Source organism: Viridibacillus soli, assembly GCF_016612995.1.
Lineage (GTDB): Bacteria > Bacillota > Bacilli > Bacillales_A > Planococcaceae > Viridibacillus > Viridibacillus soli.
Genome location: NZ_JAEOAH010000017.1, coordinates 88,151 through 104,598, shown reverse-complemented (window position 1 = coordinate 104,598; position 16,448 = coordinate 88,151). Strand labels below are relative to the sequence as shown.

At 39.9% G+C, this 16,448-nt stretch carries 16 protein-coding genes and 1 riboswitch; of the genes, 14 read left to right on the top strand and 2 right to left on the bottom strand.

Annotated features, from left to right (window positions below; translation table 11 throughout):
* Positions 1–168: 168 nt before the first annotated feature.
* The gene (locus JFL43_RS12635) at positions 169–2,223 is read right to left on the bottom strand and encodes a transglycosylase domain-containing protein (protein ID WP_200749311.1); all 2,055 of its coding nucleotides are present in this window, start codon (positions 2,221–2,223) and stop codon (positions 169–171) included.
* Between the two features lie 158 nt (positions 2,224–2,381).
* Positions 2,382–3,467, bottom strand: a complete 1,086-nt coding sequence (locus tag JFL43_RS12630; RefSeq protein WP_200749310.1) for a GGDEF domain-containing protein — start codon at positions 3,465–3,467, stop codon at positions 2,382–2,384.
* Between the two features lie 222 nt (positions 3,468–3,689).
* Between JFL43_RS12630 and JFL43_RS12625 the strand changes: the two genes are divergently transcribed.
* From JFL43_RS12625 to JFL43_RS12560, 14 genes are all read left to right on the top strand, one after another.
* Complete coding sequence (locus tag JFL43_RS12625; protein WP_200749309.1) at positions 3,690–4,127, top strand: DUF1934 domain-containing protein; 438 nt, start codon at positions 3,690–3,692, stop codon at positions 4,125–4,127.
* Positions 4,127–5,794 (top strand): arginine--tRNA ligase, encoded by a 1,668-nt coding sequence (gene argS / locus JFL43_RS12620; RefSeq protein WP_200749308.1) that lies wholly within the window; start codon positions 4,127–4,129, stop codon positions 5,792–5,794. Before JFL43_RS12625 ends, argS begins: the two co-directional genes overlap by 1 nt.
* A gap of 722 nt (positions 5,795–6,516) precedes the next feature.
* A riboswitch (cobalamin riboswitch) is annotated at positions 6,517–6,707 on the top strand.
* 130 nt (positions 6,708–6,837) lie between these two features.
* The gene (locus JFL43_RS12615) at positions 6,838–7,791 is read left to right on the top strand and encodes an ABC transporter substrate-binding protein (protein ID WP_200749307.1); all 954 of its coding nucleotides are present in this window, start codon (positions 6,838–6,840) and stop codon (positions 7,789–7,791) included.
* Between the two features lie 20 nt (positions 7,792–7,811).
* Positions 7,812–8,783 (top strand): FecCD family ABC transporter permease, encoded by a 972-nt coding sequence (locus tag JFL43_RS12610; RefSeq protein WP_407701978.1) that lies wholly within the window; start codon positions 7,812–7,814, stop codon positions 8,781–8,783.
* A gap of 2 nt (positions 8,784–8,785) precedes the next feature.
* A complete protein-coding gene (locus tag JFL43_RS12605) occupies positions 8,786–10,258 on the top strand; it encodes an adenosylcobinamide amidohydrolase (protein ID WP_200749305.1) in 1,473 nt (490 codons plus the stop codon).
* Position 10,259: 1 nt separating this feature from the next.
* A complete protein-coding gene (gene cbiB / locus JFL43_RS12600) occupies positions 10,260–11,216 on the top strand; it encodes an adenosylcobinamide-phosphate synthase CbiB (RefSeq protein WP_200749304.1) in 957 nt (318 codons plus the stop codon).
* Complete coding sequence (locus JFL43_RS12595; RefSeq protein WP_200749303.1) at positions 11,203–12,297, top strand: pyridoxal phosphate-dependent aminotransferase; 1,095 nt, start codon at positions 11,203–11,205, stop codon at positions 12,295–12,297. Before cbiB ends, JFL43_RS12595 begins: the two co-directional genes overlap by 14 nt.
* Entirely contained in the window at positions 12,270–12,842 is a 573-nt protein-coding gene (locus JFL43_RS12590; RefSeq protein ID WP_200749302.1) for a bifunctional adenosylcobinamide kinase/adenosylcobinamide-phosphate guanylyltransferase, read from the top strand. Before JFL43_RS12595 ends, JFL43_RS12590 begins: the two co-directional genes overlap by 28 nt.
* A gap of 32 nt (positions 12,843–12,874) precedes the next feature.
* Complete coding sequence (gene cobS / locus JFL43_RS12585) at positions 12,875–13,645, top strand: adenosylcobinamide-GDP ribazoletransferase (protein ID WP_234447766.1); 771 nt, start codon at positions 12,875–12,877, stop codon at positions 13,643–13,645.
* Positions 13,618–14,217, top strand: a complete 600-nt coding sequence (locus tag JFL43_RS12580) for a histidine phosphatase family protein (RefSeq protein ID WP_200749300.1) — start codon at positions 13,618–13,620, stop codon at positions 14,215–14,217. Before cobS ends, JFL43_RS12580 begins: the two co-directional genes overlap by 28 nt.
* Complete coding sequence (locus JFL43_RS12575; RefSeq protein WP_200749299.1) at positions 14,169–14,570, top strand: bifunctional adenosylcobinamide kinase/adenosylcobinamide-phosphate guanylyltransferase; 402 nt, start codon at positions 14,169–14,171, stop codon at positions 14,568–14,570. Before JFL43_RS12580 ends, JFL43_RS12575 begins: the two co-directional genes overlap by 49 nt.
* Positions 14,571–14,591: 21 nt before the next feature.
* Entirely contained in the window at positions 14,592–15,188 is a 597-nt protein-coding gene (locus JFL43_RS12570) for a cob(I)yrinic acid a,c-diamide adenosyltransferase (RefSeq protein ID WP_200749298.1), read from the top strand.
* Positions 15,157–15,678: an ECF transporter S component gene (locus tag JFL43_RS12565; protein WP_234447758.1), complete on the top strand. Its 522-nt coding sequence runs from the start codon at positions 15,157–15,159 to the stop codon at positions 15,676–15,678. The genes JFL43_RS12570 and JFL43_RS12565 overlap by 32 nt, the downstream gene beginning before the upstream one ends.
* Positions 15,679–15,681: 3 nt before the next feature.
* On the top strand, positions 15,682–16,359 hold the full coding sequence (locus JFL43_RS12560) for an alpha-ribazole-5-phosphate synthase (protein ID WP_100794864.1): 678 nt from the start codon (positions 15,682–15,684) through the stop codon (positions 16,357–16,359).
* Positions 16,360–16,448 lie beyond the last annotated feature (89 nt).

Sequence of the window (16,448 nt, the reverse complement as noted above, 5' to 3'; positions counted from 1 at the left end):
CAGCTTACAAAAGTAAGCTAGGACATTAGGTAACCGATTTCACATGAGAGACATGCGGCATTTTAACAAACCCAAGCCGAATGCCCCATGTAACTCATGTTTTCGAGAACCAAAAAGCTTCCTCTTCCAATGGATAACGGACTCCTTGGAAGAAGAAGCTTTTTTTTGTTATTCGAAAAGCGAAAACGGAAACAGATGCCAAGATGATTCATCTTTTTTCGTTAAATCACTTACAATACTAGGATCAGTACAAAGTTTTTTCGGAACATCCTTACTTTTCATGTAAACAAGTCGCTGTTTATCACAGCTTGCTGTTGCAAGACCACCTGTTTTCACATCAACAATAACGCCTTCAATACCATCTGGTGCCATAAACGGCTCACTTGCAAGTCCTTCATGTGCTTTTTCCATAAACTCAATCCAGATTTGCTTCGTTGCACGTCCATCTTCTGCGTCCGTCATTTGTTTCCCTTTATCATAACCGTTCCATACACCGGCTGTTAATGTAGGAGAATAACCGACCATCATCTGATCTGTTAACGTCGTACCAGATTTAGCTGCATAAGGTCTTGTTTGTTTATTTCGAATCGAAATGCCTGTCGAAGGTGCATAATCATTAAATACAGGATCGAACATACCTGTCATCAATTGTGTAATTAAAAACGCATCATCTTTTTCAATCACTTGTTTCTTTTTCTGCTTCTTATTTGCTTTATACACGATTTTGCCGTCTGCATCTGTAATCGATAAAATCGTCGTTGGCGTCTTTTGAACACCATTTGCTGCCAAAGTATTATAAGCTGACGTTAAATCCATCAAGCTTACTTCAGAAGTGCCAAGAGCCACTGCGGGTGAATTTTTCAACTTACTTTGAATTTTAAAGCGCTCCATCACATTGTTGAATGCCTTAAAGCCAATTGTCTCAAACGTCTTTACTGCGTAAATATTATCCGAAATCGCAATTGCCTGTGCCAAAGACATTGGATGATTTGCAAATTCACCATTTACATTTTTGGGCTCATATTTAGAACGCCCATCATCATAAGTGAAAATGGTCTTGCTAGTATCTAAAAACGTTAACGGCGTATAACCTTTTTCAAGTGCTGCACTATACAAAAATGGTTTAATAGCAGAGCCAGGCTGCCTTTTTGCCTGTGTCACGCGATTAAAAGTACTTGTTAAATAATGACGCCCACCAACTAAAGAAGTGATATAACCAGTAGTGGGATCCATGCTAACAAAACCAACTTCTAGCTCATCATTAGGTAACCACTTTTCAACAGCTTTCTCAGCGGCTTCTTGATGATACGTATTCAAAGTCGTTTTAATCACCCAGCCACCTTCTTCAAAACGGCGTCCTTTGGAAGTCAGTATACCTTTTGCTTCCTGCCAAGCTGTATCTAAAAAGTATGGTGCTAGGGACTTCGAATTTTCCCATTCTTCAAATTTAAAAGCGAGTTGTTCATTTTTAGCTCGGTTTAGCTGTTCTTCAGAAATGGCCTTTTGATCAGCCATCAACCTTAATACTAATTGCTGACGTTCAATTGCTTTTTCCTTATTCACAGCAGGGGAATAAACGCTAGGTCCTTTTGGAATTGCAACGAGCATCGCAGCCTCAGGTAATGTTAAATCTTTCGCAGCTTTTGCAAAGTAAAATCTACTTGCAGCCTCCACACCATACATACCATGGCCGAAGTACACCGTATTCAAATAGCCTTCCAAAATCGTATCTTTATCATAAAAAACTTCTAGACGGTATGCATAGAGCGCCTCATTCGCCTTTCTCAACCAAGTCTTCTCATGAGACAAATATAAGTTTCGGGCGTATTGCTGTGTAATCGTACTCGCACCCTCTACTTTGCGCATCGCCTTCACATCTTTCAATAATGCACCTGCAATACGGGTATAATCAAAACCGTTATGCGAATAAAAATTTCGATCCTCCGTTGCAACAAGAGCATCTGCAACGAAAGGAGAAATCTCATCCAGGCTTACCCAATAACGACGTTCTTGTGAAAACTTATCGCCGGCTTGGTGCCCATCTGCATCTAAAAAAACGGTCGCCTTCGGAACAGCGAGAGAAGGCGCACCAGCAATTTGCGCGTATATTCTGAGAGACAGAAATGCTGTTAAAACAGCTGTAATGCTCAAAACACTCCACATAACAGTGCGTTTCCAGCGTTTGTTTATCCTTCTTTTGCGCCAATAGTCTGCTCGATTCATAAGAACAGCTCCGTTCTACCAATTTAACGGTAGTATGTGAACAATAATGATAAAATAAACGGACAAAAAAATTTAAAAAGGATTAATTTGGTAATTATTTGGAAGCGACAAAAAACGCTAAAAGAGTAGATTATACTCTTAGCGTTTTCTAAAAAACATTAATTATTCAATTGATTTACGTGAACGATTTGATTTTGTCCTTTCTCGATTGCTTTCATCACAGCTCTGTCTGCTAAAAACGCAAGATCTGTTAATGTTTTACCATTATCGGGATAAGAACAAATCCCGATGGAGACTGTAATAGTGATGACATGTCCAGTAGACACAACGAACGGAGTTTTGGCAATTTGCGTACGAATTCGATGCGCATCGTGAATGCTAATAGCAGGTGCAGCATCTCTACAGACAACGTAAAATTCCTCACCACTAATGCGAGCTGCTTCACCATTAATCGTTGTCACAAAATCTTTTAGCTGGGCACCGATTTTCTGTAAAATTTCATCGCCAACAGGATGACCGTAAGTATTATTAACCTTTTTAAAAGAATCAATATCAATTAATAGTAATGAAAAAGGTTCATCATTCGTAAGTAATTCATCGATCACTTGTTGAAAGCGTCGGTTATTTGCCAGTCCTGTTAAATAATCAGTTTCAGCCATTTCTTCAATTTTACGCATACGTTCAAATTGGTTTCGAAAGGATTTTAATACTAGTAAAGTTACATAAAGTACACCAAAATTAAAAAGCAGGGTTTGAATCGTATTTTGAAAACCATATATCCAATTATCTGAAAGAATGAAGATGACTATGCAATCTTGTACAATCAGAAAAGTAAAATAAAAATAGATATTGCGGAATGTAATTGGCCTTTTCCATGAAACGAAAGCCAGGACACACCCAATTACTAAAATATCTACCCCAGCGGAAATGGATGTTTCTGATAAGCCATACACGTAAAATCGAAAGATCCCAACAATGACAGAAGACACCGCAATTGCAATTGGACCGCCAACTAGGCCGCTGATCAAAATACTTACAAAGCGTGCATCACCGATAATGCCATTTTGGAAGTGAACAGCAGTGCCCATCAAAAGCAAGCTCGTAATACCAGCTACTAACCCTACAATCCAAGGATGTAACTCCATATCTTTAAATTGATAAGGCTCTAATGACTCGTATATCCAATACGAAAGAACAACAAATGTAAATAAAATAGAAAAATTAATGATCAAATCGAGTAACATGTAGATTCTCTCCTACCAGTTAATCCCTCAATTATAGCACTCAATTCAACAAGGAAAGTAAATAAATGTTTATTTTTCGCTAAGAAGCGACATGAAATATTTGAGTATTGGGAATTTGGAGGAATCTAAAATTCTTCAAACTTCACTTCTATCTTGAAAAGATAACCTAACCTAACCTATAATAAGAAGGTTATATAAAGAATGAAACGGAGGCGCATAAGTATGAAAACTGAACTTAAAGCACCCGTAAAACTAAAGCTAATTACGACAATTCGACAAACTGAAGCTGAAACAGAAACTTATGAGCTTTGGTCAGAAGGTACGCTTGTTCAAAAAAGAGGCCAAACGTACTTACAATATGAAGAAGTACAAGAAGATAAACAAATTCGTTCTACTTTAAAATTCGGCAATAATGAGGCTGTTATTCTTCGCAATGGAGATGTGAAAATGCGTATGCCATTTTTACTTCATCACGAACAAAACGGCCATTATAATAGTGAGTATGGTACACTGCCGATTGTGACGTATACGAAGGAAATGCAATTCGAACCGCATGCAAGCGAAAATAGCGGACGATTTTATTTACAATATGACTTACTCATTGGCGGACAATCAGCCGGCGAGTACACTTTAGAAATGATCTATACGGAGGGAAAATAATGAATGCAGTAGAACAAGTGCAACAAGCAATCAAAGAAGCGCTTCTTGCAGCAGTAACCAAAGCAGGTCTTGTAGAAGACACATCAACATTGAACGTACATTTAGAAACACCAAAAGATAAATCAAACGGTGACTATGCAACAAATATTGCAATGCAACTAACAAAATTAGCGAAAAAGCCACCGCGTTCAATCGCTGAAGCTATTATTGAAAACCTGGATACAACAGGCACAGCAATTGAGAAAATTGACATCGCAGGTCCTGGTTTCATGAATATTATACTTCGTAAAGATTACTTAGCAGAAGTGATCACAACCGTTTTAGCACAAGGAGCAGATTACGGTCGTTCTCAAGCAGGTGCAGACGAAAAAGTCCAAGTTGAATTCGTATCAGCGAACCCAACTGGTGACCTTCACCTAGGACATGCACGCGGTGCTTCTGTTGGCGATTCACTTTGTAATGTATTAGATTTCGCAGGCTATGATGTCTCACGTGAATACTACATCAATGATGCTGGAAACCAAATTAACAAACTAGCAGCCTCTTTAGAAGCTCGTTACAAACAAGCATTAGACTTAGCAGCTGAAATGCCTGAAAATGGCTACCACGGCCAAGATATCATTACGATTGCTGGCAATTTAGCAAAAGAATTCGGTCAATCTGTCTTAGAAAAAACGGATGAAGAACGTTTCGAATTCTTCCGCCAACATGGCTTGAAATTAGAGCTTGGTAAACTACAAACAGACTTAGCTAACTTCCGCGTGGATTTTGACGTTTGGTATTCAGAAACATCACTTTACAAATCAGGCAAAGTGGAAACAGCTCTAGAAAAATTACGTGCCAACGGTCATGTCTTTGAAGAAGATGGCGCTACTTGGTTCCGTTCTACTACATTCGGAGATGACAAAGACCGCGTACTTATTAAAAACGATGGAACTTACACATACTTAACACCTGATATTTCATATCACGAAGACAAAATTCAACGTGGTTTTACAAAACTAATCAACATCTGGGGTGCTGACCATCATGGTTATATACCACGTATGAAAGCTGCAATTGAAGCACTTGGCTACGACCGCGATACATTAGAAGTTGAAATAATCCAAATGGTAAACCTAATGAAAGACGGCGAAAAAGTGAAAATGAGTAAACGTACAGGTAACGCAGTTACTTTACGTGAACTAGTTGAAGAAGTAGGCCTAGACGCAGTACGCTATAACTTCGCAATGCGTGCTGGTGATACACATATGGACTTTGACCTTGACCTAGCAGTTAAGCAATCAAACGAAAATCCTGTCTATTACGCACAATATGCACATGCACGTATTTCTTCAATCTTGCGCCAAGCAGCAGAGCAAGGCCTAGCGGCAACTGAAGAACATTTAGATCTATTAACAGCTGAAAAAGAAATCGATGCTTTGAAAAAAGTAGGAGATTTCCCACAAATCGTGGCAGACGCTGCAAAAAATCGCGCACCACACCGTATCACAAACTATATCCAAGAGCTAGCAGCTGCATTCCACAGCTTCTACAATGCTGAAAAAGTGCTAGACACTGACAACAAAGATCGCTCAGAAGCACGCCTAGCCCTAATCACAGTAGTACGCACAACAATCGCCAATGCATTAAAACTAATTGGCGTAACAGCACCGGAAAAAATGTAATTATAAATGCTGAGGACGCCCGTTTAGCTGCGACAGGCACTGGAGGGCTCGAATCAAAGGCGCTTTTTGCCTTTGACCGAGAGACCGAAGTGACCCAAGCAGCTGGCGTCCGAAGCTGGATATGCCGATTAATGCTGAAGGCGCCCGATCAAGGAAGGCAACCTAAGTTCGCGACGTCCTGTCGCAACGGTTGCATGACCCGCATCGTGTGGGCCCAAGTGACCTCGAGAGTCTAGCGCCTGAAGCTAGATAAGCCGATAAATGTCCAGTAAAAAAGACTACTACACACCCAAAAAGTGAGTAGTAGTCTTTTTGTTTGGGATAAATACCCGGAATGAACATAGGAATTTATTTTTTTGGAATGGAACCAGCTAATCTAAGCATAGTGATTGATTCAATTAAAAAAAGATATCTGTTAGAAGCATAACCCCCAAAAAGTTGAGAGTAAAATTGAAAAATAAGGAAGTAGCCTCGAGAGTTTAACTCCCGAAGCTGGATATATGGGTAAATGTTGGAGACGCTTGATTAACTGTGACAACGGAGGGCTCAGCTATTATGACTCAAGCTCCAAATTCAATTACTCTCAACTTCCTGACCGCTCAGTCTGACATTACTCTTATCCACCACTTTTTACTATGGATAATTCCGTAAAGCCTTTTTGCAACAGCTTGGACAAGTATTAAATTTTCTGTATAATTAAACACGATGTAATAAAAAAATTGCATATTGTGAAACATGAAGGTTCTTTGCATAGATTATGTAAAGTGAAAAGGGAAATCGGTGGAAATCCGATGCGGTCCCGCCACTGTAAGTGTGAGTAAGTCGTAATTTGTCACTAAAAGCCTAGCGCTTTGGGAAGGCACGACGAGCTATGACCACGAGCCAGGAGACCTACCAGCATGTCGACCACCAAGTAGAACTACGCGGATAGAAATGGTGGCAGTAAATTTGTAGTGTAATCACTGCTAGAATTTTAATAACTGTCATCGCATCTCTCGTCGCAAAAACGAGGGATTTTTTTTATGAATAAGGAGGAATATTAAATGAAAAAAGTTTGGCAATTTTGGTTAGTCCTTGCGCTTACTCTAGGATTACTAGTTGGCTGTAACCAAGAAGACGTAAAGAAAAAAGAAAATAATGAACCAGCAACAGAGCAACAGGCAGCTGAATTCCCATTAACAACTACTGATGCATTAGGCAATGACGTGAAATTTAAAGAAGCACCAAAAAACATCGTTTCACTTATGCCAAGTAATACGGAAATCCTTTTCGCATTAGGACTAGATAAAGAAATTATAGGTGTTTCTGATTTAGACGATTATCCTGAAGCTGCAACAAAAAAGAAAAAAATTGGTGGTATGAAATTTGACGCTGAGAAAATCATTAGTTTAAACCCAGATGTTGTTTTCGCACACGAATCAAGTGTGACATATGCTGAAGCAGGTTTACAACAGCTTCGTGATGCAGGGATTAAGGTTTTCATTGTAAAAAATGCAATAAGTTTTGTTGAAACCTATGCAACAATTGAGCAAATTGGTCGCATTACAGGCAAAACAGATGAAGCGACTAAAATTGTCTCAGATATGAAAGCAAAAGTAAAAGAAGTACAAGCAAAAGTAAAAGATGTAAAACAAAAAACAGCATTTGTCGAAACACAAGGTGAACCTGAAATTTACACAGCTGGTAAAGATACATTTATGCAAGAAATGTTTGACTTAGCTAATATTAAAAATGCTACAGCAGATCAAACAGGTTGGTTCAAAATTAATCCTGAAGAAATAGTAAAACGCAATCCAGATGTAATTATCGTACAGTACAACTATGTAAAGGGGATTGTCGAAAAGGTGAAAAAACGTCAAGGTTTTGATAGTATAACAGCTGTTAAAAATGATGCTGTTGTTCAAGTGGATGCCAACTTAACAAGCCGTACAGGTCCTCGTCTTGCTGAAGGATTAGAGGAAATTGCAAAAGCTGTATATCCAGAGGCTTTTAAGTGAGAAAAACGTTCTTAGGATACATCATAGCTATTGTGATTTTAATCGTTAGTATTTGGCTAGGTGTATCGATTGGCTCTGTTAAAGTGTCGATCAGCACGTTATGGAATACGGCAGCGGATCCAACCGCGACGAATATATTGTGGAAAATACGCATGCCGCGCGTTGTGCTTGCAGGATTAGTAGGAGCTTCACTGGCAATTGCAGGTGCGGCTTTCCAAGGGCTGCTGAAAAACCCGCTCGCCGATCCGTATACGTTAGGAGTGTCATCTGGTGCCTCAGTAGGTGCCGTGGTGACGCTCTTTTTCGGCATTTCGACCCCTATTTTAGGTATTTACACATTACCCACCTTCAGCATGATAGGGGCGTTATTGGCGATGATGGGTGTGATGGCATTTGCACGATTAGTAGATCGAACTCTGAAAATGGAGACATTAATTTTAACGGGCATTATCGTTAGTTCATTTTTAGGGTCTGTTATTTCGTTGATGATTGCTTTAACAGGTGAGGAGTTACGTCAAATTATTGGTTGGCTTATGGGAAGTGTCTCGATGCGTGGCTGGCCATATGTCAAAATGGTGTGGCCTTTTGTCCTTATCGGTTCATTTTTATTATGGTTAAATCGCCGCGAATTAAATGCAATGTTATTTGGAGAAGAACGTGCAAAATATCTTGGTGTTGATGTGAAAAAGAGCAAAATAATGATATTAACAGGTGGTTCAATGTTAACAGGTGCCGCGGTTGCAGTGTCTGGAACAATTGGTTTTGTCGGACTTGTGGTGCCACATATGACACGATTAGTATTCGGTGCCGATCATCGACATCTTTTACCATTATCATTTCTTAACGGTGCGTCACTATTAATCATCTGTGATTTGGTTGCTCGTACAATTATTGCGCCAACAGAATTACCAATCGGCGTTATTACCGCATTTATCGGTGCGCCTGTATTTTCATATATCTTTTTCCGTCAGAGAAGAACGAAAGGTGCGTAATTATGCTTACTGTAGAACATATTACTGGGGGTTATGACGCCGCCAAACCGATAGTACAAGACGTTTCGTTTACTGTAAAAAAGGGTGGAATTCTTGGCATATTAGGACCAAATGGTAGTGGTAAATCCACGTTATTAAAAGTAATTAGTGGCATTTTACCTTCAACAAATGGCCAAGTACTTATTGCAGAGCAAAATATCAAAACTTTCTCACCGAAAGCATTTGCACGAAAAATTGCTGTATTACCTCAGCTTCATGCGCATGCCTTTTCACATACGGTACGTGAAACGGTAACATTAGGTCGCTATCCACATCAAAATAGTTGGTTTTCAACATGGTCTGAACAGGATGAAGAAGCAGTACAAAAGGCAATGCAGCAAACAGGTGTCGATTGCTATGAACATACAAATCTTGAGTTTTTATCTGGCGGTGAGCAGCAACGGACATTTGTAGCGCAAGCGCTTGCTCAGCAGGCCGATATTCTACTTTTAGATGAACCAACCAATCATTTAGATATTGCACACCAGAGACAATTACTTGATATGATTCGCCTGGAGGCAGTGCAAAATGGCTTAACAGTTGTCTCTGTTTTTCATGATATGAATTTAGCATCGCTATATTGCGATCAGCTTTTATTGATGGAAAAGGGGCGTGTGAGAGCTATTGGGGAACCACATGAAGTATTAAAAGAGCAACAAATATTTGAAGTATATAATACACGTGTCTCAAGCTATCCACATCCAGAATTGCCAAAGCCGCAAGTAACATTGATGCCGTCAGTTTCTGAGTCGCATGCACCATATGTAGTGACGAAGGAACAATTCAAAATACGTGATGAATTCGTTGAGCTACGTACTGATTTTCCATTAAAAGCGGTCTCCTCAGCTGTTCATAACGCTGGTTTTGGTTGGTTCCAGTCATTCGTCAATCGTGCAGTTGATCTGAATTATATGTGTGAAGATGCACATGAGGAGTTAAAGCGATATCTTGAGAAGCATGATTTTATGCCATCTAATACGGTAGCAATGATGACGGCAGTTGCGGTGGAGCATGTCGTCATTCGAGAATTCTCAAGCTCTATAGGGAGTATTATTGTCGCTGTAACTGCAGGTGTTGGAAATGCAGTAGATGTTTCAAGGGCACATGAAAGAGTAAGTGCGCCATATATTGGAACGATTAATACTTGGGTGATCATTAACGGAAAGTTAACGGATGAATCCTTTATGCAAGCTATGATTACAGCGACAGAAGCAAAAACAAAGGCTATGCACAGTGAAGAGATTATGGATCCGATATCAAATACAATTGCAACAGGCACATCAACAGATAGTCTTCTCATTGCATCAACTCAAAGTGGTACGTTTATGGAATACGCTGGACCTATTACAGATATAGGTAAGCTTATAGGTCGGGGCGTTTTTGAAACTACAGTTATTGCGCTACAAGATTACAAACGTGCCAAGGGATGGATATAAAATGTTAGCACATATACTTGCTTGTACAATCGGGGTCGCGTTAGATCGTTTAATCGGTGATCCACCTAACATGCCACACCCCGTACGCTGGATTGGCACGCTCATTGCTAAGCTAACAGAACGATTGAATAAAGGGAATAACCGTAAGTTAAAGGGGTTGTTCCTCGTCATAATTGTTGTCGGTTTAACAACAGCTATGTCATTTGCGGTGACTTACATAGCTTATTCTATTGATATTTTCTTAGGTATTCTTGTTGAATCCGTTTTAATTGCTGTTGGCTTAGCGCAAAAGAGTTTAAAAGAAGCGGCATTAGATGTATACAATCCGCTTGTGGCTGGGGATTTACAGGAAGCACGTGTGAAATTATCTTGGATTGTAGGTCGCGACACAGATCATTTAACAGTACCTGAAGTGACCCGCGGTGTTGTTGAGACAGTATCCGAAAATACGAGCGATGGTGTAACAGCACCTCTATTTTGGGCGTTTTTATTCGGCGGGGCTGGATTGTGGATGTATAAGGCAGTAAATACACTCGATTCCATGGTTGCCTACAAAAATGAGCGCTTTGCTGATTTCGGATACGTTGCAGCACATGTGGACGATGTATTAAATTATGTACCAAGTAGAATGACCGGTTTACTGCTTATGATAGGGACAAGAAATGACAGTGGAAAATCATTTACATATCGCATAAAAGGGTGGTTGCGGGATGCCAAAAAGCATCCGAGCCCGAATAGTGGCTGGCTAGAAGCGGCTACTGCGTATCAATTAGGTATTCAACTAGGTGGTGTTAATAGCTATAAAGGTATTGTCTCTAATCGTGCGAAAATGGGTGAGCGTCTTATTGAATTAGCGCCACAGCATATTAAACGATCTATTGAACAGATGCAATCTGTGACAGTATTATTTTGGCTACTGATGGTCATTTTGGGAGGGATTTACGTTGTCATTACCTAATCACGGAGCAAATCCACATCGTTTATTTGCGCAGCTGGGTATCAAACAGCCTAGTAATATATTGGACTTCAGCGAAAATGTAAATCCTGCAGGAGCACCGGACTTTATCAAAAATGATTGGGGAAATTTCTTACCATTATTGCAGCGCTATCCGGATCCAGAAGGCGAGCCCTTTCTATCTACTGTCGCTAATTATCATGGCATTTCTACAGAAAGCATCGTTTTAGGTAATGGTGCGGCAGAAATATTCTCGCTTCTTGCGACATATTTCCGGGGAAATAATGCAATTATTGTACATCCAACCTTTTCTGAATATGAAGCGACATTAAAGGGAAATGATGTAGAAATACAGCACGTTATTTGTGAAGATATCGCCAGTTGGAAGTTACCATTAGACGAACTTCAACATGCTATGCAAAATGCAGATGTTCTATATCTTTGTACTCCTAATAATCCGACTGGTGTATTGCCACCAAAAAAGGATATTCAACAGTTGATTGCTTCGGCAAAAAGTGCTAATTGTAGCATCGTTTTAGATGAAGCTTTTATAGACTTTGTTGATGAGGGGGAATCCTTCATAAATGCAGTAACGCAAAACCCCCATCTAATTATCGTCCGTTCTATGACGAAAATGTACGCGATTGCAGGTATTCGACTTGGCTATATGGTGGCATCTTCTGAAGTCTCAAATGAAATACAAAGATTAGCGCCTCATTGGCATATTAATGGTTTAGCAGCCGAAATTGGTGCACATTGTTTAAGTAAGGAGCAAGATGTATTTCGCCAGCAAGCTTGCGAATATGCAGCGAAAATGCGTATGCGTTTCCAAGTGTTTTTACGTGAAAATAATTGTCTTGTCACGGATAGTGTGACGAATTATGTAAGTTTTCAATTACCGAATAGTGAGCAGTCGAAAGCATTTTTCATGTATTTGCTAGAGCGTGGCATAGTGCTTAGACATACGGAGAATTTTATTGGAATGGAAGGTGCATGGTTCCGAGTGGGCATGAAAGCACCTGAAGCAATGGAGAGATTAGAGGAGGCGATGACGCAATGGTTTCAAGTGAACTCGTCTTTATAACAGGAGGCGTGCGTAGTGGTAAAAGTGCCTATGCAGAAAAGTGCCTAGAAGGTTTAGCATCTACAATGCCAAAAAAGCATCTTGTGTATGTTGCAACAGGTGTCGCGTTTGACGAAGAAATGAAACAGCGTATCGCGCGCCATCAAAATGATCGTGCTGGGCAACAATGGAAGACAATTGAGCAGTCTACTGATTTCCCAAAGGTTCTTACTAAAGTAAAAGTCGGTGACGCAATTTTATGGGATTGCGTCACTACTTGGCTAACAAATGAATTTTATGATGGCTATGAAAAGGGGGTTAGTTGTTTTCAAAAAGAGGGTTGTCTAGAGCGAAAATTTATAGCGATGCAAAATACGATTCGTACATTACGAAAAAGAAGTATTCCGCTTGTCGTTGTCTCCAATGAAGTGCTAGATGAACCGCTTTCAACTAGTTATGAAGTAAGCCTTTATCAACAGTGGCTAGGCCGCATACATCAATGGTTTGTAGCAGAAGCAACAACTGCAATTGAAATGGAATATGGACAAATGCATCAATGGAAATAATATCGATTTAGTAAGGGGGTGCTCTTTTGCGCATGATTATTTATGGTATTTTACTTGCCTTTCAATTTTTTACTGTCGTGCCAGTTCAGAAGGAGTTACCGCTGACAAAGCCGACGATTACGAGTATGTTTTCATTTTTACCGTGGTTAGGCGCGTTAATGGGTGCTGTCATAGCAGCTCTTTTTTATAGTTTGCAAACGTGGACTGATATTAGCCCCTTATTAACAGCATTTATACTCGTTCTTGGATTTATCATTTGTACAGGTGGTTTGCATTTAGACGGTTGGGTCGATATGGGAGACGCATTTTTTTCATATCGAGATACAGAGAAACGACTTGAAATTTTAGATGATCCCCGTATTGGTGCTTTTGGTGCGATGTCATTATTATTTTTAGTATTAACGAAGATTTTCTTTATAGCAGAATTGATTGCGAATGGTGGACTTTCGATTGTATGGCTCGTCACGGTACCTTTTTTGGCGCGGCTTGGGATGTCCTTATACTTTATCCAAACGAAATGTTCAAAGGAAAAAGGGCTTGCATACTTTTTTAAAGAAAAATTATACGCACCTCGATTTCTTGCTATGACTTGTATTTCTATGCTCATTGGCATGCCAGTCATTATTTGGTGGAGCGGAGATTTTGTCATACCACTCATTTTATTTGCGATTGCTATCATATCATCAGGTCTTTATAAAATTTGGACCTTGCGTAATTTTCGGGGTAGTTCGGGTGATTTACTTGGCGCCTTTATCGAAGGAATGGAGGCCATTTTATGGATTACGCTATTACTGTTGAGCTAATGCGCCATGCAAAAACGAAAAGTAATGTGGAGAGAAAATATCTTGGCTGGACTGATGAGTCAATTATTCTGAATCAAGATTTGCCGATTATTGATGAATTAGCAACTGTCGTTTTCGGCAGTGATTTAAAACGTTGCGAGGAAACAGCTGCTTGTTATTTTCCAAATGCTAATTACATAAATAATAGAGGGTTTCGTGAAAGCTACTTCGGTGATTTTGAATGCCAAACATATGAGCAGTTAAAAGATTTATACGCATATCGTAATTGGATCGACAATCCTTATGAATTAGCCCCACCTAATGGAGAAACATTAAAACAAGTCATGTTTCGCGTTACAGAAGCTGTGAAATCTTTGCCAAAAGGATTGTCGCATTACAGAATTGTCGCGCATGGAGGTTCAATTAGAGCAATGCTCATGCAATTTGCACCGGAGGAAAAAACGTTCTGGGAATGGCAAGTGTCGCATGAAGAACGTTTTCTATTACATTGGTCAACAATAAAACAGTTTGAGGAGGGACAACGATGCACGTTTTTATCGGTGGAGCCTATAACGGCAAAAGGCAATATGTAAGAAGCTGGCTAGAAGAGCAGGGCAAACAAGATATAGCATGGCTAGAAGGCGAGCTGCCGATGGTGATGCCTGAAGCTGCGACAATCGTTGTTGCTGGACTTGAACATGTATTGGCAGACAAACTGGAAATGGATGAGGATACGTTGGCAGCTGAGTTTATAGAACAGCTTAAAGTATTAGATGCATCGAGGGAACTTATCGTTATTGTGACTGAGATGGGCAGAGGTATCGTTCCAATCGAAGCCAACGCCCGTAAACTCCGTGATGTTTGTGGAAGATTTTATCAGCAATTATTTAAAATTAGCCCACAAATTACTCGTATTTGGTATGGTATAGCTGAACCAATAAAATAAAACAGGAAAGAAGGATGAGAGATGAATTTATACACACGTACAGGTGATAAGGGGAAAACAAGTATTATCGGAGCACGAGTGGACAAAGACAATCAACGCGTTGAAACATACGGTACAATTGATGAATTAAATTCATTTATCGGTAAGGCGATGACTGAACTAGATCCTGTTATATTCCAAGATATATTAGAAGACTTAGAATCTATGCAAAACGAATTATTCGATTGTGGTGGGGACCTTGCAAACGTCATGAAGGAACGCCATTACAAAATGACAGAAGAGCCTATTCAAGTTATGGAAAAACGCATTGATGTATTAATGGATGAACCACCTTTACTTGAACGATTTATCTTACCTGGTGGCTCACCTGCAGCAGCTACATTGCATATTGCACGTACAATCACACGTCGTGCGGAGCGCCAAATGGTCACGTTATTAAAAGAAACAGAAGAAGGCGATGTACCATTAGTTGTACAACGCTATTTAAACCGTTTATCTGATTATTTATTTGCAGCAGCGCGCGTAGTGAACGCACGTTTAAATGTACCTGATAATGAATACGTTCGTAGTGCAAAAGTGTTTAAAGATGGCGGACGTTCAAGAAAAGCAAAGGAATGAATACACGAATATGAAGCTTAGAACATTAACATTAACAGCGATAATTGCAGCTCTATGTGCAGTTGGATCCATGATAAAAGTACCGGTTGGTATTAGTTCAGCGGCACTGGATTCGGCGCCTGCCTTTTTAGGTGCAGTCTTTTTACCACCAGTAGCAGCAGGTGCAGCGGCCGCGATTGGCCACCTCGTATCTGCGATGACAGGTGGATTTGCCCTTGGTCCATTACATTTCCTTATTGCAGCAGAAATGTTCCTAGTATTATGGGGTTTTGCTAAGCTTCACCATGCAGGTAGAACGTATTCGAAATGGATTTTTGCTATTATTGCTAACGGTATTTTATCTCCACTGCCATTTTATTGGATTATTTCTCCTGCATTTTTCTTTTCAGCAGTACCTGGTATTTTTATAGCAACAGTTTTAAACATTACGATTGCAGCGATTGGTATGCCCGTATTATCTCGTGCCTTTCAAAGAAAAGAGGCACACTAAAAAATGAGAAATGCGATGCAATTATCGAATGGTTTTATTGTAACAACTGATAATTCCGGCGCAATTGGAGAAAAAGAACAAGATATCGTTCAAGTGCCCGATGATGTAACAAGTTATTATTCTGCCCGTGTGACTTTACTAGAGCAATGGGCAGCAGGAGCAGAACCGGAAGCAATCATTATGCATAATTTCAGCAGTGAAGCGAGCTGGGAGCGGTATGTGAAAGGCATCACTTGGCTCTTTGATGAGCTAAGTTTGCCGGTGCCGCCAATCAAAGGCAGCTCAGAAACGAATATGCCAACTTTGCAATCTGGTGTTGCTGTCACAATGATTGGAGCTCCGGTTCGCCCGCTGCCGGAAGCCAAAACACTACAATGGTTTACATTTGGTAAACCATTAGTAGGGAATGAATTACTAGAGCAGCCAAAATACATCGCGAATTTATTATTTGTGAAAAATGCGCTTGATACAAATATTGTAGAACGTGTATGGCCGGTTGGATCAAAGGGAATTTTCTCTGAAGTTAGAAGATTGCTCGGAGATTTTTCTTTTACAAGCTCACTAGACTGCGAAAAAACAGCCGGCCCAGCGACAGTTATTTTACTCGGCATTTCTGAAGAGAAAATGCAAGCAGCAGAGCAACATTTCGGCCCATTATTAGAACGCATTATTTTTGATTAAAACGGAACTGTCCTAAAGTTGATCTGTGAATCGGCAAGGGGGCAGTTCTTTTTTTCTAAGGAAAATTTCAAATGATTGGATTTGACCCG

Excerpts from the sequence above, each read along its gene's own strand:
- JFL43_RS12635 (WP_200749311.1), bottom strand. The coding sequence starts at position 2,223 with ATGAATCGAGCAGACTATTGGCGCAAAAGAAGGATAAACAAACGCTGG.
- JFL43_RS12630 (WP_200749310.1), bottom strand. The coding sequence starts at position 3,467 with ATGTTACTCGATTTGATCATTAATTTTTCTATTTTATTTACATTTGTT.
- JFL43_RS12625 (WP_200749309.1), top strand. The coding sequence starts at position 3,690 with ATGAAAACTGAACTTAAAGCACCCGTAAAACTAAAGCTAATTACGACA.
- argS (WP_200749308.1), top strand. The coding sequence starts at position 4,127 with ATGAATGCAGTAGAACAAGTGCAACAAGCAATCAAAGAAGCGCTTCTT.
- JFL43_RS12615 (WP_200749307.1), top strand. The coding sequence starts at position 6,838 with ATGAAAAAAGTTTGGCAATTTTGGTTAGTCCTTGCGCTTACTCTAGGA.
- JFL43_RS12605 (WP_200749305.1), top strand. The coding sequence starts at position 8,786 with ATGCTTACTGTAGAACATATTACTGGGGGTTATGACGCCGCCAAACCG.
- cbiB (WP_200749304.1), top strand. The coding sequence starts at position 10,260 with ATGTTAGCACATATACTTGCTTGTACAATCGGGGTCGCGTTAGATCGT.
- JFL43_RS12590 (WP_200749302.1), top strand. The coding sequence starts at position 12,270 with ATGGTTTCAAGTGAACTCGTCTTTATAACAGGAGGCGTGCGTAGTGGT.
- cobS (WP_234447766.1), top strand. The coding sequence starts at position 12,875 with ATGATTATTTATGGTATTTTACTTGCCTTTCAATTTTTTACTGTCGTG.
- JFL43_RS12580 (WP_200749300.1), top strand. The coding sequence starts at position 13,618 with ATGGATTACGCTATTACTGTTGAGCTAATGCGCCATGCAAAAACGAAA.
- JFL43_RS12575 (WP_200749299.1), top strand. The coding sequence starts at position 14,169 with ATGCACGTTTTTATCGGTGGAGCCTATAACGGCAAAAGGCAATATGTA.
- JFL43_RS12570 (WP_200749298.1), top strand. The coding sequence starts at position 14,592 with ATGAATTTATACACACGTACAGGTGATAAGGGGAAAACAAGTATTATC.
- JFL43_RS12565 (WP_234447758.1), top strand. The coding sequence starts at position 15,157 with ATGGCGGACGTTCAAGAAAAGCAAAGGAATGAATACACGAATATGAAG.
- JFL43_RS12560 (WP_100794864.1), top strand. The coding sequence starts at position 15,682 with ATGAGAAATGCGATGCAATTATCGAATGGTTTTATTGTAACAACTGAT.